The organism is Candidatus Nomurabacteria bacterium (assembly GCA_020632395.1).
GTDB lineage: Bacteria > Patescibacteriota > Dojkabacteria > SC72 > JAHDCA01 > JACKFQ01.
The window spans coordinates 180,988-204,111 of record JACKFQ010000002.1; the positions used below are offsets into that span (position 1 = coordinate 180,988).

14 protein-coding genes are annotated in these 23,124 nt (G+C 41.3%); 4 read left to right on the forward strand and 10 right to left on the reverse strand.

The window, feature by feature from the left end; translation table 11 throughout:
- Nucleotides 1-28: 28 nt before the first annotated feature.
- Both H6763_02935 and H6763_02940 read left to right on the forward strand, forming a co-directional pair.
- Nucleotides 29-736: an RNA methyltransferase gene (locus H6763_02935; protein ID MCB9803761.1), complete on the forward strand. Its 708-nt coding sequence runs from the start codon at nucleotides 29-31 to the stop codon at nucleotides 734-736.
- Complete coding sequence (locus H6763_02940) at nucleotides 733-1,761, forward strand: RsmB/NOP family class I SAM-dependent RNA methyltransferase (protein MCB9803762.1); 1,029 nt, start codon at nucleotides 733-735, stop codon at nucleotides 1,759-1,761. The genes H6763_02935 and H6763_02940 overlap by 4 nt, the downstream gene beginning before the upstream one ends.
- 152 nt (nucleotides 1,762-1,913) lie before the next feature.
- On the opposite strand, the gene H6763_02945 is transcribed toward H6763_02940, so the two are convergent.
- The 10 genes from H6763_02945 to dnaJ all read right to left on the reverse strand — a co-directional run bounded on the left by H6763_02945 (nucleotide 1,914) and on the right by dnaJ (nucleotide 20,749).
- Entirely contained in the window at nucleotides 1,914-3,884 is a 1,971-nt protein-coding gene (locus tag H6763_02945; GenBank protein ID MCB9803763.1) for a DUF4173 domain-containing protein, read from the reverse strand.
- A gap of 108 nt (nucleotides 3,885-3,992) precedes the next feature.
- Nucleotides 3,993-6,140, reverse strand: a complete 2,148-nt coding sequence (locus tag H6763_02950) for a polyribonucleotide nucleotidyltransferase (protein MCB9803764.1) — start codon at nucleotides 6,138-6,140, stop codon at nucleotides 3,993-3,995.
- Between the two features lie 89 nt (nucleotides 6,141-6,229).
- Nucleotides 6,230-6,493, reverse strand: a complete 264-nt coding sequence (gene rpsO, locus H6763_02955) for a 30S ribosomal protein S15 (protein MCB9803765.1) — start codon at nucleotides 6,491-6,493, stop codon at nucleotides 6,230-6,232.
- 138 nt (nucleotides 6,494-6,631) lie between these two features.
- Entirely contained in the window at nucleotides 6,632-7,855 is a 1,224-nt protein-coding gene (locus tag H6763_02960; GenBank protein ID MCB9803766.1) for a hypothetical protein, read from the reverse strand.
- Nucleotides 7,856-7,940: 85 nt separating this feature from the next.
- Nucleotides 7,941-9,524, reverse strand: a complete 1,584-nt coding sequence (locus H6763_02965; GenBank protein ID MCB9803767.1) for a GTP-binding protein — start codon at nucleotides 9,522-9,524, stop codon at nucleotides 7,941-7,943.
- Nucleotides 9,525-9,545: 21 nt separating this feature from the next.
- Nucleotides 9,546-9,854, reverse strand: coding sequence for a YlxR family protein (locus tag H6763_02970; GenBank protein MCB9803768.1), 309 nt, complete (start codon nucleotides 9,852-9,854; stop codon nucleotides 9,546-9,548).
- 50 nt (nucleotides 9,855-9,904) lie between these two features.
- On the reverse strand, nucleotides 9,905-11,239 hold the full coding sequence (gene nusA, locus H6763_02975) for a transcription termination/antitermination protein NusA (protein MCB9803769.1): 1,335 nt from the start codon (nucleotides 11,237-11,239) through the stop codon (nucleotides 9,905-9,907).
- A gap of 103 nt (nucleotides 11,240-11,342) precedes the next feature.
- Nucleotides 11,343-15,314, reverse strand: coding sequence for a hypothetical protein (locus H6763_02980; protein ID MCB9803770.1), 3,972 nt, complete (start codon nucleotides 15,312-15,314; stop codon nucleotides 11,343-11,345).
- Nucleotides 15,315-15,321: 7 nt separating this feature from the next.
- Nucleotides 15,322-19,632, reverse strand: coding sequence for a hypothetical protein (locus tag H6763_02985; GenBank protein ID MCB9803771.1), 4,311 nt, complete (start codon nucleotides 19,630-19,632; stop codon nucleotides 15,322-15,324).
- A gap of 16 nt (nucleotides 19,633-19,648) precedes the next feature.
- Nucleotides 19,649-20,749, reverse strand: a complete 1,101-nt coding sequence (gene dnaJ, locus H6763_02990; protein ID MCB9803772.1) for a molecular chaperone DnaJ — start codon at nucleotides 20,747-20,749, stop codon at nucleotides 19,649-19,651.
- 181 nt (nucleotides 20,750-20,930) lie between these two features.
- Here dnaJ and H6763_02995 point away from each other — a divergent pair, with 181 nt between their 5' ends.
- A complete protein-coding gene (locus tag H6763_02995; protein MCB9803773.1) occupies nucleotides 20,931-21,740 on the forward strand; it encodes a sortase in 810 nt (269 codons plus the stop codon).
- Nucleotides 21,730-23,082: an extracellular solute-binding protein gene (locus H6763_03000; GenBank protein ID MCB9803774.1), complete on the forward strand. Its 1,353-nt coding sequence runs from the start codon at nucleotides 21,730-21,732 to the stop codon at nucleotides 23,080-23,082. Before H6763_02995 ends, H6763_03000 begins: the two co-directional genes overlap by 11 nt.
- Nucleotides 23,083-23,124 lie beyond the last annotated feature (42 nt).

Below are 23,124 nucleotides of genomic sequence, written 5' to 3' on the forward strand. Positions count from 1 at the left end.
ACACATATCAAATGATCATCGGCATCCCATGGGAGAACTGACCCTAAATATCAGAAGAAAAGTACAACCTGGCGAGTTAGTTGATATCTCACAGAAAGATCGTGAGAATATATCTGAACTCGATTTTGAACTTCCTGATACAGTCATTGTAAAAAGCTTATCAGGAACGTTTATTGGTCAATTTCGCTGGGAATCAGGGAATGTAAGGCTTCTGATCTGCGATAGATCCAAAGATGACACTACATTACCAATTGTTTTGTTACAATCAATTCCAGAACCCCAAAACAGGTTTTCTAGGATCCTCGAGGGTTGCATAGAATTAGGTGTGGAATTTTTGATACCTTTAGATACATATTACGACAAACCAGTAAACGATCTACAGAAACTAATAAACGCCACCATTGCAGATTCGTCCAAGCAATCAATGACCGATACACCTACAGATATATCAGAGATCATGTCTCTTGATAAAATCGATTGGTCACAATTCAATACCACGAACAAGATCTGTCTGAGCACCGAACCAGTCAACACAATTCGTTTATCTGAGGCTATTTCTATAGACAAACCCCATCTGATCGCTATCGGACCACCTCGTGGCTGGCATAGTAGTGAGATCGAGTATTTTAAAGATCATGGATTCCATTTTGTGAATTTGAGGAGTAATATCCTACGAACTGATACAGCAGGTGTGGTCGTTTCATCAATTATCAAGTATATTCAAGGAGAATTATGAGCAAACCTAGAAAACCTCGTGGTCGCCGTCAGGCACAACGATCAAAGTTCAAGAATGATGAGAAGTTCTTTACGAAAGAGGATATATTTCTTTCACGCATGGCAAGTATACTACTGGTGGATAAGAAGCTGGTTAAATCATTCTTTGGTCAAAGGAATGTTAGTACAATCAGACTCAACAACCTTTTAGAAGATCCTCAAAAGATCAAACAGCATCTGATCGATGCTGGTCTAGACCTTATCGAGGTCGATTGGTCTCCCAACACCTATATTGTCAGTAACATGGATAAGTCAGAGTTAGGCAGAATGCAAGAATATGACAGAGGTTTATTCTATATCCAGAATCTATCCAGTATGTTACCCGTGATAGTCCTCGACCCACAACCCGGAGAGAAGATACTAGATATGACTGCTGCACCGGGAAGTAAGACTTCGATGATAGCAGCACTAACAGGCAATGAGGTGGAGATGATAGCAAATGAAGAGGATCACAGACGGGCAGGAAAACTCAGAGCAGTACTTTCTCAATTTGGCGTAAAACATACTCAAGTGACCGAGAAAGATGCTCGGTTCATAGGCAAAGCCCTACCAGACCACTTCGACAAAGTTCTACTAGACGCTCCATGTAGTGGGGAAGGCTTAGTATATCTACGAGGAGATAAACCCTTACGTTTCTGGAATATTAAAAAGATCAAACATATGAGTTCACTACAAAAACAACTCATCACTTCCGCTTTTGATACATTAAAACCAGGTGGAGAACTTATTTATTCGACCTGTACTCTCGAACCAGAGGAAAATGAGGGTGTTGTGACACATCTGGTAGAACAGCGAAAAAATGCGCGTATCGAAAAGATCGATCTGGTTAATTCCGATTCGTTCAAGGAGTTTTCGAGATTCACTACAAGAGGGATAGTAAAATGGAGCGGAAATAGATTTCATCAGGAATCCGCACGAGCGATCCGAGTTATTCCTAGTGCTCAAATGCAAGGCTTCTTCATTTCAAAGATCTCTAAAAAGAAGTAGATCTAACTGATTGTATATAAGACCTGGGATATGGACTTTTACATTGACCCTACCCCATACTTTCCACCGCACCAGCTAAGATTACATCTCTACAAAGGGGATATGTTGTGCAGTAGCAATACTGAAAATTCACCGAAATATCACTAATTTGTTTAGTATGAGCTACATTCATTGTAATTTGGATTCGAATGGCTAGGGATATTTGAGGTTGATGGGATCCATGTCTCGCCTTCGATCTCTAATTCACCAAACCACACAACTTCTGCAGAGGTGATTTTCCATTCTCCACGTTCTAATCTAACATATAGTGAATCATTCATACATTGATCTACCATCTCACCTGTAGTCTTATTTGGAGCCTTGTAATTGAACTTGATCGGTATATATAGACCATACCAGTTATTCGGGATCCCAAAAGGATCATAATTGAGCAGATACCAATCATCAAATGCAGGGATCTCCACAGGGACATATCCGGTAACGATTATTTGAGAAAGAGCTTGGAATTGCTTGTCCTCATAAACCACACCGTCTGACCAGTATTTTTTTATCATTTGAGAGTTCTTATTCTTGAGTGCACCAGAATATCTGGAGATAAAATCTGCAAGATCATTTTCTGCCTCGAGTTTCAGTTCGACAGGATCAAGAGAGCTTTTCGACGATCTTAGGCTCGGCCAATATATATTCCATGCGCTATTATCGCCATTGAAAGACGGATCTGTAGAATAGTGTGCTTTCGTAACTTTCTGCATAGTTTCAGTACCGACTTCATCAACTTTCCGAAGATTTAAAGAAGTAGCTTCATCGCTTAGGTTAATGTTGTATGCAAGGTCAAAACTCGCACCGGATCCAAATCGCTCCCAATTCACATATGCCACCAATCGATCCGTAGGAAATACAATAAGTGGCAAGATGATGGACAATGAAATATATAAAGACCATTTGTTGATCCTGCGAAAGAATTGCTCCGTTCGTACGGATAAGAACAACAAGGTCAACATCGCCATAACCCCTAGCATCATTATATGACCAAGCAATCGGATATTCGTGAGTCCATAAAACTGCTCTGTGATAAGTAAACGGTAGTGAGCAGATACACCTATCAGAAATGTAAGTCCGATCAAGGTATAGAAAGGAAGAGTGAGACTCTTTTTCAATTTGACCCTATCAACCACACCTAACATCACAGTAGATATGCCGATCACTAGGAACGAAGTAATTAGTAATTCAACAAAACCTCTCCTTGCGTACTGTGCAAAGGTCAGGCCGGTAGCTTCTGAGATCACCTGTTCAGATCCTCCAAATAAGTACCGAAGTTGCACAAACACAAACACTCCGAAAAGGATAGATAAAAGTGAGAAAAATGTTGTAAAGATGATTGGTTCATACCCCGTGATGATTGGTGGTTTCAATTTTATGAGTGAGTTTTGGAAAGCATCGGTCTTGGACATCATAATTCCGTACAAACCCACAAGTAAAAGAGAAACTATGACGATGACCATGAGATCATCTATCGAGACCCAGAGATCTATATCAGCCAACCACTTTATCAGATCGCTAACGGAGAATACCTGTGCAAATGCCGGATCAGCACTACTAAACAACCCTCCGAATATCACTAACAACGGGATTGCAAGAATTATCCCTATAGCAACATATGTTAAACTACGGAAAGGGATCTTTCGATCTCCTTTGCTTTTGGTGATCTTTCTCTTACTGCCTGTATCGAATTGGTCATAAGCACTGATCATGGAGATTGGTAAACTTATACACCTTATCACTGCTTGTGCTACCCCTGCAGTGATAGATATTGGTTTTGAGTACCCAAACTCATCCAACAGAGCTATGATCATGAACGGGAGTAACATACAGTAGATCACAGTAGCAAAAACATTATCTCGTATCAGGGGTGGTAACAGGATGACCAGTATCGCTAATGATACTGAAATATTTAAACTCACCTTTTTAGATGGGATATACAATTTCACTAAGAGAAGAGAAACGACGATGATCGATGCAGTAAACAGAAATATCCCTAATCCTGGTTCAAAACCCCTAACCAAATAATTGAACATTAAAGAAAGAAGCAGAGAAAGTGAAAGTGTCGTGATAAATTTTTGCATAGATAATTATAGCAACTTTATAGATATAATCTTCATACGATATATTGAAACAAAAGTAACAGACGGAGCATTTCTGCTCCGTCTGAAAAATCTTACCTAAGAAACCTTTTACTCCTCTGTGTTATTACTATCATCATGAGAGCTATTGGTACTCTGGTCTGGACTACTACCATTGCTCAAAGCTTTGATCGAAAGTCTGATCTTTCCATTATCTCCAAAACCTATCACTTTTACCTTTACTGTCTCACCCTCTTTAAGGAAACTTCTAACATCCTTGACAAAAGAATCCGAGATCTCAGAGACATGCACCAAACCTTCAACGCTCTTGGCTAATTTCACAAAAGCCCCGAACTCTGCGATCTTTGAGACTGTTCCTGTATAGATCTGTCCCACTTCTGGCTCAAAAGCATATTCTTCGACATACTCTCTCGCCTTCTGGATAGAAGCGGCATCATCAGCATAGATATGTACAGACCCATCATCCTCAACATTCAATTCGACGCCTGTTTCATCGATTATCTTCTTAATATTCTTTCCACCAGGTCCGATCAGCTCACCGATCTTGCTGACAGGTATCATCAGCATCTCAACCTTAGGTGCAAACTCCGAAAGCTCTTCACGAGGTTTACCAATGACTTCTGCCATTCCATCCAAGATAGTTAGTCTGGCCTTCTTCGCAGCCTGGATCGCCTCACGAAATATCTCCATAGGCAAACCTGAAGATTTTGTATCCATCTGAACCGCAGTTACACCATCTCTCGTACCCGTAACCTTAAAGTCCATGTACCCATAAAAATCTTCTACCCCCTGTATATCGGTTAACACTTTGAACTCATTTGTATCTTCATCCATGACTACACCTATAGCTATTCCAGCCACAGGCTTCTTGATTGGAACACCTGCATCCATCAAAGCAAGGGTAGAACCACATGTAGAAGCCATGCTACTTGAACCTTCTTCAGACATGATCTCACTCATGAGCATGATCGTGTATGGGAATTCTTCCATCGAAGGTAGCACCGGGTACAAAGCCTTTTCTGCTAAAGCACCATGTCCGACCTCTCGTCTACCCGGAATATACTTATATCTTCCGGCTTCTCCGAAACTGTAAGGTCCCTCTACATAAAAATGCATATATCGGCGAGTATCCTCTCCTGTCATATCATCAACAAACATCATACTTCTAGAGCTACCAAGTGTAGCTATGGTCATAACCTGAGTCATACCTCGAGTAAACAAACCTGAACCATGAACCCTAGGTAACAGATCGACCTCATAATTTAGTTCGCGTATCTCATCCAATGCACGTCCATCTACTCTCTTACCTTCACCTAGAACTAACTTGCGTAGTTCTTTCTTTGCAACTGCTTCATACGCATCATCCAACTGTTTCTTACTGTATTCACTTCCAAACTCCTCTGCCATCTTCTCTAATGTTAGAGATTTTGCAGCTCGCTTATCAAGCATTGTCAGATTTCCACCTATCTCATCTCCAAATATTGAAACTGCTTTCTTAACCAATTCTTCAGGAAGTGCAAAGGAAACATACTCCGCCTTCTCAACTCCTTCGACCATATCTGCAAATACCCTCTGAGCCTCTAACCAAGGTGTCATTAATTCTAGACCGTACTCCATAGCCTCAATGTATCGATCTTCCGAGATCTCATATGCATTGGAATCTATGTTTGTTAGGCTTTTACCATCACCAGCAAGTACAAGGTCCAACTTTGACTCCTCGATGTTATCCCTGTCTACATGTTTGTTGTATGCAAACAAGGTTTCGTCTTTCATACCAACTCTTACACCTGAGATTGGTTCAGTAATTGGAGATCCTGAGATCAGTAAAGCTGCTGAGACAGCATTTACACCAATAATTACCGGATCATAATCTGGATCGAATGAAAGAACTTTTACGATAACTTGTACCTCATCTCGATAATCCTCAGGAAATCTAGGTCTGATAGATCTATCTATGATCCTAGCTTTTAGAGTTGCATCATCAGTAGGAAATCTATCTCTTTTCACAAAACGTGATCCTGATATCTTTCCTGCTGCATACATCTTCTCGATGTATTCAACACTGAGAGGGAAGTAATCCATATCTGTTCGGGCTTCACCCGTATTCACAGTAGCCATGACAACTGTGTCGCCCATCTGTGCAATGACTGCAGATTGGGACTTTCTTGCAAGTTTTCCAGTCGAGAATGTACATTTTACACCCTCGATCTCAAACTCGTGCTTGATCTCTTTGAACATATAATTTTCTTGAAAAATAAACTCCCTGTAAACATCCGGTGTTCAATTACCCGGGTATACAGTGGAAGTTAAATTGAGGAAGGAAGGGGTTAAAGCTTTAACTCTTTTGCTAACTTAGTGTACCTGTTCTCGTCAGTTCCTTTCAGATACTCAATGAGTCTCCTTCTTTTACCAACTAGCTGTAATAGACCTCTGCGTGAGTGGTTATCTTTCTTATGCCCTTTTAGATGCTCACTTAATCGTGAGATCCTTTCTGTAAGTATTGCGATCTGTACCTCGGGTGAACCTGTATCACCGTCATGCACTGCATACTTTGCAATTATTTTGCTCTTTTCTTCTGGTGTTAAAGACATTGATTCAATCTATCACATAGCTAATATGGTGGCAATAGCAACCTGGACAGTGCTCTTTTCTTTCAAAACGAGTTATCCACAACTCGAATGACGCGTATTTTTACTATTTTAATACGATATTGTCAAGCACTTTATGGGCTATTTACCTTTTGACCCACCAACTGTAGGAGGAAGATTGGGTCTTTCCTTCTCTCCGTTTCCCGCACTAGACTTGAATTCTACTGCTTTACCTTTAACGTTCAAGCCATACATATCATTTAAAACTACAAAGATGTTCTTCTCAAAATCCTTGATCGGCATATTCTCGACCCTAAAGGTCGCATGTGATGGTGTGCCTTTACCACCAAATACTCCAGCGATATTTGAAGCCTCATATTTGGAGGTATCATTTGATTCTACAACTATCTCTAGCTCATCTCTGGCAACTTCATACACAGCAAATGCTATATCAAACTCATCAGTGATATTGAAAATGATCCTTCCTCTCAGATCGATATTGTCTTTATCTATCCCACAGAATTTCAATTCCTCTCTGTTTAATTTCGACCATATCACCCGACTCTCACGATCAACTGTCACATTGTGCATCAGCTTGATCTGAAGGTCCAGATTTGAATAGGTTTTGGTATAGAATATTTTGTTCAGTTTATCCGATAGATCAACCCCATACTTTCCTAATTCCACTAATTCACTAAGTAGATCTGGATCTCCTATCATATCAACTGTCTGAATATCTCCAAGAAGTGCATCAGCTATCAAATTTGCAGATTTTTCATCAAGATCTTCACCGATAAGTTGTTTTAATGCGACAAGGTAATTCTCATCTTCTCCGACTTGAATGCTTTGATCCCCCAACGTACTATCTCCCTTGACGATGGATATTACTTTGGAATCTATGAAAAGCTTTCGATTCTTATCATACAACTCTCCAAGATCTTTGAATGATGTGACTCCAATTGTGATAACGGTATCGAAATCATTTCCCTCTGTTTTATACTCGATATTCTCAAAGTCGAACTCTCCAGAAGTAGGGGTTATATAAAAATTCAATCGACCTGTCTTTTCATCCGGATCATACGATATCTTCTCAATACCTGTTCTTCCGTAATCTATACTGATGACATATGTGATACTTTTCAAAGTATTTTCGACCTTGAAACCTTCGTTCTCTATCTTTTCTGCTAATTGAGTATCGATCGCTCCCGCACTATATACACCTACTTCTTTACCCCTATCTGCTAGAAACTTAGCAAGCAACCCTAAACATGTTGCGATCTCTGTAGAACTAACATCCTCTACACAAATGGCGATCTTCTTTGAATTGAGGATCATATCTTTTATAGACTCATTGTTATCAGCCATAGCTAAGTATAACCTATATAGTGCATTTCTGCAATTCTATAGGTATATCTTCACGCTTGGAACCGGGAGTTGGTGTTTCCTGTAATTACTTAACAATCTTGAAACAGAATAGCTTGTCGCCAACTTCAGCATTTGCTGATGTTGGTTCGATTATTGCACCAAAATCATTACCCTTTTGTGTTTCTTTGATATCTTCTTTACCGTGCTTTAAGGATACTATGCGTCCCTCAGCAACAATATCATCACCCCGCACTACATAACATTTTTCCCCTCGCTTTATCAGACCATTTGATACTCTACCACCTAAAACCTTTTTCCCATCTGATAGTACAAAGATCTCTTTGATCTCTGCATCTCCTAGATCTTCTTCTGTTTCTTTAGGTGTGGACATAGCTGTGAGAACATCATTTACCTCATCAACAAGTTTGTAGATGATGTCATACTGTCGTATTAATATCTTGGAACTGCGAGCTTCTGCTGCAGCCAAATTATCCACCTGTACCTCAAATGCCAATATGATCGATTTTGTCACTCTCGCCATCTCCACATCTCTCATCCATACATCACCCACACCAGAATCTATGACATTTACGCTAAAGCCATCAACATCGACCTTCTCGAGACTTTTTAGTATGGCTTGTAGCGAACCTTCAGACGAACTTTTTACTATGATGTTCAATTTCTGGACTGGCTCATCTACTTCCTCCTCACCTCCAAACATTTCAGCGAACCATGCATCGGGTGTTTCTTCTTCTGCTTCAACCTCAGTTCTGATCTCTTCATCTTTGGTCACAATGTTCTTGGCTAATTGTTTATCGTTAGTTTCAGAAGAAAGGACAACAGCTCCAAGTTCGAGAAGATTCGATACTCCGATGATCTTACCTCCATAACCAGCCTTTAATGAATCTATCTTTTCACCTGTTTCAGACATAAAGCCTTTTAATTTTTCGATATATGTTTCTCCCTTAAGTCCATATACCAACCAATCACCTACCTTTAATTCTCCTCCTGTAGCAATAACGGTTGATACATTTCCTTTACTATTGTCTTTGACAGATTCAAGCACAAATGCTCGACCTGTAGACCTATCGGGCAATTCATCGGGATTCCTTATACCTTCTACATCTATCAATAGTGCGATTGTGTCTAAGAGTTCTGGGATACCCTTACCAGTTTTCCCAGATACTTGTACGAGAGGGATATCTCCACCCATCCCCTCTACTAAGATCTCGTTGTTCGCAAGTTCGCGTTTGATCTTCTCGATATCTAGATTTGGTAGATCAACCTTGTTTACTACTACTATTGGTTTAGCCCTAGATGCCTTGATTATCTCAATGGATTCTAGGGTTTGTGGTTTTAGACCATCATCAGCTGCAACGATTAGCAGTACAATATCAGCAATATCACCACCTCTCTTTCGCATCAGATCAAAAGCTTCGTGTCCTGGTGTATCTATAAATGTAAGTTTTGAGAAATTCTTGGAATCACCAAAATGCTCATGTTCGATAGTGAATGCTGATATCTTTTGTGTGATACCTCCGACTTCTTTCAGTTGGACATTTGCATTCCTGATCTTATCAAGGATCGTGGTCTTTCCATGATCAACATGCCCGAGAATAGTGATGATCGGAATACGAGTATTAGATTGTGTTTTTGTGCTTGTTTTCATAGAATTCCTGACCATTATACATCAATCTAGCTTAACTTTCTCTCCCTGTATGCGAATACTAACCTTTTTCCTGTTTCCTCTAAATTGGACCTTTCGTATATATTGTTCAAATTCTTCTCGTGTGTCAGCATAATCTTCCCCTTCGATCTTGCTTTTCAATGCCCTTTCAAAAGCTCCTGATCTAACAGCTTTATCGTAAAGCTCAAGATCCAAGCTAAGATTGGCACCTCTAGATCTAACCTTGCCCATACTATCTATAGTGAACTTACCTGACAAAGGATCGATAACAAACCTCGCCAACTGATCCTTTGGGAGCTTTTTCCTACTCACCAAACATGTACGCATAGGAATATGCTTCAACTCTGATATGTCAACTGATCTTAGGCATTTAAGGCATCATGGATCTTCTGGGCGGATACTTTGCCTATCCCATCAAGCTCCATTAGCTGTTCAACACTCCAATCGGCTACTTCCTCGACACTTTTACCTGCTTTGGTTAATTTCTTCTCTATAGCCTCATCTACTTTTCTCTTTTTACTGGTTTCTTTTGTAGAGGCTGATTTCTTTGCAGTAGTTTTCTTTGTAGAATTCTTCTTTGTGGACTTTTTTAGCTCATTTTCATCAATATCTTCGGTAGTTTCGTGATTATCTTCACCTTCTGCCTCATCCTTTGTGTGCCTTGAACTATTCCCATCAGGACCTTGTATGTCAATTTTCAGATTGGTTAGTTTGGCGGCGAGTCTTACATTCTGTCCATCTTTTCCGATCGCTAGGGATAACTGATCCTCTTCGACTTTAACTGTAGCAACACCATCTTCCACCTTTACCGATATGACCTGTGCAGGACTCAATGCTTTCTGTACATATTCTTCCACATCTTCCCTCCATTCGATTATATCGATCTTTTCTTCACCTAACTCTGACATGACATTTGCGATCCTCATCCCTCTTTGTCCAACACATGACCCAATAGGATCGACACCTGACTGATGTGAGGTAACAGACATCTTGCTTCGTGAGCCCGACTCTCTAGCACAACCTTTAACCTCAACAACACCGGATTCGATCTCAGGAACTTCCATAGCAAAAAGTCCTATCAAAAAATCCGGATCACTCCTCGATATGACGAGTGTCCTTCCTCGTGGTGTATCTTCTATAGCTTTAAGCAAGACTTTGTATCTCTCTCCCACTCGATAGAACTCGTTTGATACCTGTTCATCTGGTGGCATGAAAGCAACAGCCTTACCGATCTCAAAGACAGCATTTCCACCCTGCATTCTGTGCATCATAGCAGTAAAGATCTCTCCAATCTTGTCGCTATATTCTTGTAGAACAGCTTCTTTTTCTGACTCACGGATACCTTGCATTATGACCTGTTTTGCTGTTTGTGCTGCGATACGGCCAAAATCCTCAACCTCTTGTTCGATCTCTACAGTATCACCTACTTCTAGGCCTGGTTCGATCTTCTTTGCTTCTTTGAGTGAGATCTGGATATTCTCATCCTCTACCTTCTTGACAACCTCTTTTTTGGCGATAACTCTAAAGGTTCCTGTCTCTCTATCCATCTCAACCATCATATCGCCTTCTTTTTCGTATTCCCTCTTATATGCTGCTAATACTGCGGTTTCAAGGGAAGTATAGACTGCTTCTGGTTCTATCCCTCTTTCAGAACAGATCTGATTTATTGCGGCAACAAATTCTGATACCATAGCCATGATCTAAATAAATGAGAATTTAATCTTTGTCGTGATCATAAAAAAAAGGTGAGCTTAATTACCCACCTTCCCTTCATATAACTTCCGTCTTCATTCTAACACATCAGCCATCAGGAGTCCAATAGCCGACACCCTCATCTACAAATAGAAAGATTCCTATCTTGTCACTTATCGTGTAGTCTACTCCAAACACACCATCTCCTTTAGTAACATATGTAATGAACCTCCCTCGTGCCGGATCCCAGATCGCAACTTTACTAGCTTTGACACCTGGCAGTTGATTCACCTCTGCCAAGAGCTCGCTTGCAGATATCTGGGCTGATCCACCTTTCAATGCAATCAAATTCCAGCCCTTTACCATATATTGCTGTACAGGGGATGTATAACTTTTCCCTTTGAGTCTCAATTTTACAGCCTCCTGGACTACTAGATACATCGCATCTCCCGGTGACAAGGTAAAGTCTTCACCATAATTCTGTGTCCCACGCCTATTCGCAGAAAACCATCCATTAGTAGCATTTCCCGAGTATGTAGCAACTGCTGTTGCATAACCCCCTTGATCTATGATCTCCTGAAGTATTTCTTGGGCCTCGTCAAAATCTTCTGTATAAAAAGGGATCGAGAGTATCGAGATACCCGGTTTTAGATCGATCTCTATGACATCCCCAACTTTTGTTAATTTCAGATCCATAATAGATGGGGCAGGGTATTCATCAGTGTCAAAGATCCCATCGCCATCTCTGTCTTGGAATACCGGTACATTTATCTGATCATCTGAATAATTATAGACATACTGTTCGCTTGTATCGAAAACAGATGATTCGATCAAAAATTCCCCACGACTTGGAAGTTTCAATGATGCAGCACCAAGAACCATATTCATAGATTCACCACCAGAAAGCAATATACTCTGCACACCACCAACAGATGGATCCCAGCAAGCTTCCCCATTAGGTCCTGACACATTATCAGAAGTGCATTGCCCACCTCCTCCACCTACACCTCCTCCACCTACTGCACCCCCATCAGTCTCGGCATTCCCCACTGAGATCGAATCATTCACAAATAGCTCTGCAGAATCCCAGTAAGCATCAGAATTTCTGTACGGATATTCATTATTAGCAGCTAAATATACCGTGATAAGAGAGGAATCTGAGCTTGCAGAGATCTCAAAGTCAGTGAACTGACTACTGTCACTAGGTTGTACATTTGGTAGATCTTTCCAATCAGACCAGATGACAGATGTAGAGTCAGGATCAATACCGCCTGTAGGGTCGATGCCTATCCTTCCTACAAATTTGTTTACTACCTGACACACACAATCACCTGACTCATTACAGCTGGCTTCTCCAAAATTCTCACAATGCTTACCATCAGACCAGGATGAAGCTCTTGCTTTAAATATAAGATCATTTGATCCACCTTCCCCAAGATCTATCTGCTGATATACACCTGCATGATGAGTTCCGTAAGTTGTAAACCATTGTAAGGAGGAGGCTCCACCTCCTGAGGGGATCCTATTTGCAAATCCTGTCGATTGTTTATACTCGGGTCGTCTGCATATCGCAGGATCTGACGAACACGAATACACCCCACACATCCCTCCCTGACATCCGTTCTGATACCATGCATGCCAATATTGTGGAACTTTGAGCTCAGCAGCACCATCAGATACGAAACTTCCTTCAAAACCTCCATTTAATAATCCACCTAAAGCTGTTGCATGATCTTGATGACCTACTCCTACACAAATATTCCCTAGGCATGGGTCATTTCCATTGTATGTCCCTCCGTAGGGAGATGACGAACTACTCGTATTTCCGTTTACCCCAGTTATACCAACACTTGATGTATTGCCTGTGCTGGTAGCACTTCCTGTATATCCCTTTTCAAAAGTTACACTCACTGAGCCTTCCTGAGGAACCTGAAAATTTCCTGCTCCACAATTTGATAACAGTCTTGAGATCAAGCCGGAATTAGACCATAACTCTTGATGATATGAAAATGCACTGTCGGGGTTAGAGCCAAGACTATTGAAAAGCATTATCACAAAGACATTTTCCATCGAATCGAGAGCTCCTATAGTGTTTGCGAGAACATCCCAATTCATTGAAGTATCGATCTTTCCCAGCTCTGTAACAATTATCGTATCCCTCAGCCCTTTTGATTGTAGATATGATGTAAATGCCTGAATATCAGATACAACATTACCCTCGCCCCTTTGATATAAGTAGTCATTTACTGCCCATGCAAATATATCTCCTGATACTGCTGAGAACGAGCTGTTTTCCAACATCTTATCCACATAGGTCTGTGCAGAATAGATAGGATGAGGATTTGGATCATCACACCCATCATTGCAACCCGGCCACTGTCCATCGCCATTACTATATAGATCAAGATTTGGAGAGATCACTTTAATTCCAATATCCTCAGGATCTGTTGATAAAACGCCAGCTCCTTTCAGAACAGAGATCAGATCAGCAACAAACTGAGCCTCATCGTTAGGATCACGGTATTCGGCAACATTTGGTTCATTATGACCTCCATGAATAAAAAGTCCATTTTGAGGTAATTGCCCAGAGGCTTTTAGTGAATTATAGACCTCTAATACGGAGTTACCATAAGCATTCCCATTATTGATATTGCAATTTCCTTTGTAGCAAAGCCTTAAGAGTAGGTTCATCCCGACATTCTTCCCATTTATCACACTTTGAGCATAATCATTCATCGCACCAAGATCAGTTATCAATGCCTCTCCCCATCTCATACGAGAACCTACAGCTTGTTGCATTTTATCTACAGGGACTTGGTACTGGATGGCGAAATTCTCCCCCATCTTTGAACATAAGTTCGCTGTTTGAGTCATCGGAGGGATAGTTGTTCCTGCTGGACTTGAGTCCCCTGCCGATCCAGTTGTTCCTGTAGAACCTGTTGTACCAGTCACGACTGGGGCTGGAGGTCCTTTTGGTATGTTCACGGTCACAGATGGGTCCTTTTCTGTCGTATTTATACACTCGGTTGTACCGTCAAAAGCTTTGATCAAATATGTCTTCCCGATCTCCAAACCAGATGATCCAATTTCTACATACCCACCATTTCGGATCTCAAGATCTGCATTAGTTGTAGGATCTTGAACATATGAGCTTGAGGTTTCATCAAAAAGTTTGAGGGTTACAGTAGCGGGTCTATGAAATTGGGTGTAGCTAGTATGTTTGATCAGCCCTAATCTAAATCTGGATTCCCCCTCCGGACAATCTCTGGTATCCAATGAGGATGTCCAATCGATCTTATCATTACACTGCACACGTATCCCTCCTCGATCAGTGCTATTTATACAGCTATTTGCTGCATTTACTTGATGAAGAAGGGCAATATCTGATCCATCGAGTGTAGAGGGAAAGATTATGTCTGCTACAGGTTGATTATAGAAGGATGCGGTCATATAGGTTCGTTTTTCACCGAGAGGCGTTACAACCTCAACTTCTTGAATGAAGTTCTCATCTACTCCATTGGTATATGCGATACTATAACTACCATTATCTCCTGTAGTGGAGGCAATTATCGGAGCAACATCATCTTCAGATCGTATCAATACCAGAGAATCTTTTATACCAAGGTCGTGATCATCTACAACTCGCCCATACACTCTAGAAGGGGTTGGGATATCTTCGCTGACTGATGGCAGAGAGAATTGTTGCGATATCTCAGGCTTATTGAATATGACACCTTTTAGTGTATCAGACCACGATAAAGAATGCTCTTGTATCGCATGATCGAGTTTAACTTCGTAATATTCATAATAAACAGTGTCAACATGATCGATCAAGCATGGAAGATTCCCATTGTCACAATCAGATAGATGCTCGTCGTCACTTTTGATCACAGACGATACAAAAGGCAGATGAAAAGAAGGCTCTTTAAGGATCACTATTGTTATGGCGTCATCAGAGATATTGGCTAAAACATGTTCCTTGTATGAGGATCTTTCAATGAAAATGAACAGCAATAGTAATGTCGCCGGAACAAGTACTGCTAGAAACAGCATTATTGTTATCCTTACGGTATTTTTCATTTACCAGTTACTTCTCTGAGGGTATCCAATACCCTACACCATTATCAACAAGTAAAAATATCCCCTGTACATCAGTTATCCCGAAATCAGAACCATACTCCTCACGACCTTCAAAGATGAACTGTCTGTAACTACCTTTGGAACTATCCCATACCGCTATAGCAGATGCCTGTACTCCTGGGAGATCGGTTACTTCCTCTAATACTCTACCAGCATCATAGCTTGCAGATGTACCCTTGATTGCTATTAGATTCCAACCCGCCTTTACATACTGCTGAACTGGTTCTGCGTAAGATGTACCCCGTAATCTAAGGTCTACAGCTCTTTTGATCACTATGAACATAGCGTCTCCAGGTCTGAAGTCAAAATCCTCACCATAACTCTGGTTTCCGACCATACTATACATATTCCAGCCAGATGTTTTTCCACTATTTCGATAAACAGCAATAGAAGTTGCTAAACCACCTTGATCTTTGATGGCAGAAAAGATATCACTTACACTCGTAAGATCTTCATTGTAAAAAGGAATTGAGACGAGGTTGATCCCTTCTGACAGATCTAGTTGTATGGCATCTCCGATCTGTCGAATGCTCACCATACTAACATCAGGAGCAAACGGTTCTCCTTCATCATATTCACCATCCTGATCCAGATCCTGAAATACAGGTAGTTCTAGCGGTGTATTTGCAAAATTCGCACGATAGATCGGTTCACTCATATATCCCTCTGCATAGATCTCATACTCACCTCGAGTTGGCAAAGTGATCATTGGAGGGGTCGTTGCTCCTAATATATTTTGAGATATTATATTTGAATTCGTAGGAAGGAGATCTTTGCTACTTTGTAATCGGGGATCTTCAAAATCACCATTCCAATTTGGTACACATTTTGTTACACAACAGTGTGCTCCCAACTTCCCGTCACCAGGAGGAATAACCCCACAACCTGCAGGGCATTGTGCAGATGTGCGCCCCCAGGGGCATGAGTTTGCCGGAGGGAGAGGTTCATCTGTATTGAGCCATTTTTTGGTTGATTCAATATATCCATCAGGACATAAAGGTTGACAACTTTGGGATTCAACCCAACAGGCGTCTATACCTGTTATATCGGAAACGCTTTGATCACACGCTATACCAGAGGGGGTTGTACCACCCCCACCTGTTGTATCATATTCTAATTGCTGTTCACCTGAATTCGTGGCATCACCAACAGACAAAATATCATTTACGAACATTTCTACGCCATCCCAGTATGAGTCAGAGTTTCTGTATGGATATTCATTATTTGAGGCGAGGAAAACTGTCACCCTATCATTTGAGGAGGTGGTTTCGATCTCAAATTGTACAAAATTCGCTCCATCTTGAGGTCCAACATTGGGTAATGACTTCCACTCTGTCCACTCAACGGTCGATGCGGTAGGATCGATACCCCCAGTTGGATCGATCCCTACCCGTCCAACAAATTTATTAATTATCTCACAGAAACAATCCCCTTCAACAACACAACTAGATTGACCATATCCCTCACATCTTTTGTCATCCGACCAGGAAGACGCACTGGCAATAACTTTAATATCATTTGTTCCTCCTAGACCAAGTTCAACTTGTTGGTAAACTCCAGCATGATGTGTCCCGTAAGTAGTAAAGTATTGTAGCGAGGCGCTTCCTGCTAATCTACGATTTACGACATCAGCACCACTAGATTGCTTATATTCAGGTCTTCGGCAGAAGGCCGGCTCATTAGAACAAGCATAGATCCCACACTGCCCCCCCTGGCAACCGTTCTGATACCACACATGCCAGTACTTAGGCACATTTAATTCAGCTGCTCCATCGCTAACGAACTCACCTTCCATGTTTCCATTCAATAATCCCCCTACCGCTACAGCATAATTATTATAATCTTTTCCTACGCATATCCCTCCTAGACAAGGGTCAGACCCATTATATGACGACCCGTAGATGCCGGGAGATCCACTACTACTCCGTGCGGAATTATCCGGTGAGCTATTAAATGGTACCGAACTTGAGGTTGTAGGGGGTGAGGAACTACCACTTGCACTACTGCCATTACCATTACTCGAACTCCCAGAGGTAGTAGTCACAGGTACTTCTCCTTCCTGAGGGACTTGATATGATCCGATAGTACAATTTGAGAAAAGACTCTTGAGAAGGTTACTATCATCCCATAGGGGTTTGTGGTATTCAAAAGCAGGATCTCGATTAGTTCCTAAAGCATTGAACAGCAGGAATCCTTCGACATATTCTTTTGATTCTAATGTTGCCAAGGTATTTGCTAATACAGACCAGTCATGAATAGGTTGTTGTCCAGGAGGTGCGTAGTTACCAGTTTCTGTAATGAATACACGACCCGGTAGATCTCGCGGTTGTAAGTATGCCGAGTAAAAGCCATCCACATCAGCATTAACAGCATCAGGACCCTTTTGATAAATATAATCATTTACTGCCCATGCATACAACTTGTTCGCAGCTTCGTAGAAACCTTCAACCTTCAGCATCTCATCGATATATGACTGTGCGGTGTATATAGGATGTGGATTTGGGTCATCACACCCGTCAGAACAACCTTGCCACTGTCCATTCTGATAAATGTACAGGTCAAGATTAGGACTCAAGAGCTTGATTGTAGTCTCACCGAGATCTTGTCCGAGCAATCCGGCAGAATCTACAGCATTCACAACACCTATCAGGAAGTTTGCCTCAGAGGTTGGATCTCGATATTCTGCATTGTTCGGCTCATTGTGCCCGGCATGGGCAAACAACCCATCCTGAGGAAGAGTACCGCTTTGCATCAACTCATTGAATACACCTACTAAGGCTTGACCATATGCAACCCCATCATTCACATTACAATTATTTTTATAACATAAGCGAAGTATCACATTCATACCTAAATTATTTGCATCTGACACAGAAGCCTTATAATCATTGATCCCACCAAGATCCGTGATCAATGCCTCTCCCCACCTCATTCCCAGTGAAACACCTTTCTGTATATCCTCTGCCGGGATCCTGTACTGTACTGCAAAATTATTTCCTACTTTCTTACAAAGATTCATCTCGTCTGTGACAGGTGGTATCGTACCCGCACCACTTGTTCCATTACCTGTATTACCCGTACTGCCTGTATTGCCTGTATTACCCGTACTGCCTGTATTGGAACCAGAAGGAGGACCTTGGCGATTTTCTGGGGACCTATACAAAACAGTTGGGTCACCATCATCTGTATTTTTACACTCAGTCGTACCTTCGTACGCTTTGATAATATAAGTTGCACCATCCTTCAGATCGACCTCAACACCATCTACATAACCACCGTTTGAAACGGTCAAAACATTTCCATCAGAATCTTTCACTAATTCACCTGTAGACTTCTCTACAAGTTGTAATTTCACATCCTCAGGCTTGTGGAACTGAGTAACTGATGTTGACTTGATCATTCCAAGTCGAAACCTACCATCTCCTTTGGGACAAGTTGTAGTGTCTAATTGAGATAACCAATCCACTTTCTCATTACACTGTGCACGAATACCTCCCATTGTGGTAGATTTTATACAAGAATTTGCAGCATATGATTGGAAAGAAAGTTCAGACAATATGTTCTCCTCTGAAGGCTCTTTCACTTGGACTATAAGATCTGCCACGGGTTTGTTAAAATCACTACTCGTCCGTAGAGTTACCTCTTCTCCTCCCATTGTCACAACAGAAACCTCTTGGAGATAGTACTGTTCCGAATGGGGAAGGATAAAACTGTATGTTCCATCCTCAGCTGTTTTGGTCACATATATGGTATCTAATTCGGGAGCATCGATAAACACTAAAGCGTCCCCGATCAGATTATCATACTGATCTAGAACCCTTCCGTAAGCTCTTTCAAATGTCGGAACTACATTTTCGACATTTGATATAAGACCGATCGAGGTAGTTTCTGCACCAAATGATTGTTTCAAAGTGTCTACCCATTCAAGAGTATTTGTTTGAAGGTCAATCATATTTGCCACCTTGAAATACCAATACTTATCATTTTTCAGTACAGTCGAATAACATGGATCAACAGTATCTTTACCGCACTCATTGATCTGCACATCATTTAGCAACAACTTAGGTTCTAAAGGATATGCACCTCTTGAAGGATCTAACTCTGCAATTACTGAAATGGTCGAACCCTCCTGTTGATATGATCTTAGAGCCACCAGAGTGCTTTTCTGACCGTTAAAGAGAATTACAAGAAATATCAGAAATGAGAACAGAATTGTTACTGCTGAAATGAGCAGTATCTTTTTACGATTTTTATCCATACCACATGGTACAAATTCAGCGCTGTTCTTGCAACTTTTCCCAAAGCTTCTTTTCTTCTCGACTGATCTTCTTAGGTATAACTACCTTAACCCTGACGTATTGGTCACCTCTACCTTCTCTCCCAATGATTGGTGCTCCTTTGCCAGAGATCCTGAAAATCGTGTCGGGCTGAGTGCCAGATGGGATCTTTAATTTAACAGCTCCTTGCAGGGATTCGATCTCGACCTGATCACCTAGGACTGCTGTCATTGGAGAGATCTCGTGATCGATATAGATGTCATTTCCTCTCCTTTCAAATATCTCATGAGGTTCGACAGATATCTCGATGAATAGATCTCCAGATGAGTGGCCTCTCCTACCACTATTACCACTACCACGATATCTGAGTATCATTCCGTCATAAGCTCCTGCTGGTACTTTTATCTTCAGAGGTACTTCCTGATGTATCACGCCTTGTCCATTACAATCTGGACATTTCTCTTTTACTATCTTCCCCGATCCATCACAATCTGGACATTCGGACAACATTGCGATCCTACCAAAGATACTTTGTTGTACTCGTTGTACCTGTCCTCTACCACCACATGTCGTACACGTTTGAAGTTCACCACTCTTGCTGCCACTACCAGAACAGGTTTTACACTCAACATCCCTCGTCACGTTGATCTTATACTCTCCCCCTTCCATAGCTTCCATGAATGACAGGTTGATCTTGTATCGAAGATCGCTACCTTGCATATTTTGCGTTCGTGCCGAACCTCGACCATTCATACCCCCAAAGTCAAACCCAAAACCCTGACCACCACCGAAGAATTGACTAAAGATATCTCCAATATCACCCATATCAAAAGGTGTTCCATTGAACCCCTCAGCTCCTGAGAAGCCACCGAACCCTTCTGTACCTGCGTGTCCATATTGATCATATGCTTTCCGTTTCGATTCATCAGACAGAACCTCATATGCTTCAGATACTTCTTTGAATTTTTCCTCGGCACCTGGATCGCTGTTGTGATCAGGATGATATTCTTTCGCAAGTTTTCGATAAGCCTTTTTAACCTCTGTTTGTGAGGCTCCTTTTTCTACACCTAATATTTCATAATAATCTCTTTTTGACATACGCAGTATTCTAGCAGACACGCAGCCTGAGTGCCAGCCCCATGGTACGATGATCTTAACAGATCCGAATTCTCCAAAAAGTATAAACTAATTGTCATTTATCATAACTTTGCAGATTGTAAAGCAACCCATGATAAGATAACATTCGGATTGTAGATGAAATTACAACATTAAACATCTTATGGCAATGTGGAATGTCAGTTCATCAGAGGCAAAGCATGAACGTACAGTTAAATACATTAGAATAACAATATCCTTACTGCTCTCTGGAGTTGGTTTGTATATTCTCGCTTCACAAGCGGTACCCATCGGCCAATCATATATTAAGGGTGCTATCATTGAGAAAAGGGAGGAATTGAAAGTAAGTCCTGTCCCTGGTTCGTACAAGAGAGAGATCGGGGGAGAATTTGCCTATTGGGATCCGGGAAGAAGCTACTTTGAGAACCTGATCGCTCAAGCTGTCTTGACCCCTGAGAATGGCCAAAGGGTCTACAACCCAGAAACCCAGCAATATCTAGATGTAGAAATAGATCAGAACTATTCAACTCCGATGTCACTTACTATCAGTTCGCTAGACATCGTCGACCTCAACATCACCCCTAACGTAGATAGCTATGATGAGAATGCTTATAATCGGGTATTGAAATATGGGTTGGCTCATTTTAAGAGTACACCTCTACCAGGGGCAGGTGGAAATTCTTTTATATATGGGCACTCCGCTGTAGATTCGTATTTCAACAATCATAAGAATAATCCCGAGGTTGCATTCTCGATATTAGAGGATATCAAAATAGGCGATGAGGTAGAACTGACCAAAGATGGTAGAATATACAGGTATGTAGTGAGAAAGAAGAAGATAGTAGAACCGACCGATTTCTCTATCCTTTCCAGACAAACATGGAAGGAAACTCTCACATTGATGACCTGTTCGCCGGTCGGTATCGGTACAAATAGATTAGTTGTAACAGCAGAATTAATAAATGGACAGTAAGAAATTGATCCTGATAGTCGGCGTAGTGGCGACTATTATCATTGGTGTGCTTCTAGTCGTAAGTATGAACAGCAACAGCGACTCACCTTCTGGACAGGATGGCAACAATGACAATGTTAACACACCTACAGGTGAACCTGTGACATTAGAATACTGGGGTTTGTGGGAGCCTGAAGGAGTAATGCTACCCTTGATCGAGAAATATCAACAGGCAAATCCAAATGTCAGAATAATCTACACCCAAAAATCATTCGAAGGATACGAAGGAACTCTGTACACACGTTTACAACAAGGAGCCTCAGCTCAATCTCCAGCACCTGATATCTTCAGGATAGACAATCGTTGGCTAAATAAATTTCAAGGGTACCTAAACCCATTACCCTCAACTATCATGGATCCTGCAGAGTATTCTGCAACATTTTATCCTACAGCAGTGAGCGATTTTACCGGAACGGATTCACAGATCTATGCGATTCCTCTTGAGGTGGACGGCCTAGCCCTTTTCTATAATAAAGAACTCTTTGCACAAGCGAGTTTGTCAAAACCATCAGGAGATTGGGATTCTGTTATAGATGAGGCAAAATTATTGACCATCAAAGATCCTTCAGGAAATATCGACCAGGCAGGTCTAGCGATCGGTTCGGCAACAAACATCAAACATTCTGCAGATATCCTTTCACTGTTTCTTCTACAGAATGGTGTGGAGATCAATCAGAATTATAATACAGAAGTTTCGCTCACAACACAGAGAGCTATCGATGCACTCGACTTTTATACATCTTTCACTAACGAGCATGAGGTATGGAGCTCAGATCTTCGATCAGATCTTGAGATGTTCTTTCAAGGTAAGTTGGCAATGATGCTTGCTCCAAGTTGGAGGGCTTTTGACATAATCAATGCAAATCCCGCAATCGAATTCGGCATAGTTCCAGCACCAACCCTACCAGGAGATCCGGTCTATTTCTCGATGTATTGGGGAGAGGCTGTTTCAGCTACCTCTGAAAATTCAACAGAAGCCTGGAAATTCATCAAATTCTTAAGCGAGCAGGATCAGATCAGAGAATTTCACAATAATTCGATAAGTGTAGGAGGAAGAGCCTTTGGAGAACCTTATTCCCGCAAAGATATGGGTGCTGAACTACAAAGCCATGCATACCTTGGTGCTTTTATGGAGATGGCTCCTCAGATGAAGGCTTGGAAGATCGGTGAACAAAGCTATATCGAAGAGCAGCTGAGGACTGCTATAAACGATGTCGCAGTAAATGGTACACCAAGCGAAGTGGCACTATTAGAAGCTGAAGAATCAATAAATGCCAAACTTGCACAATTATTCGGCTTGTAGAGTTATTATGAAAAGTGGATATTTTCTGGTCGCAAACATTTA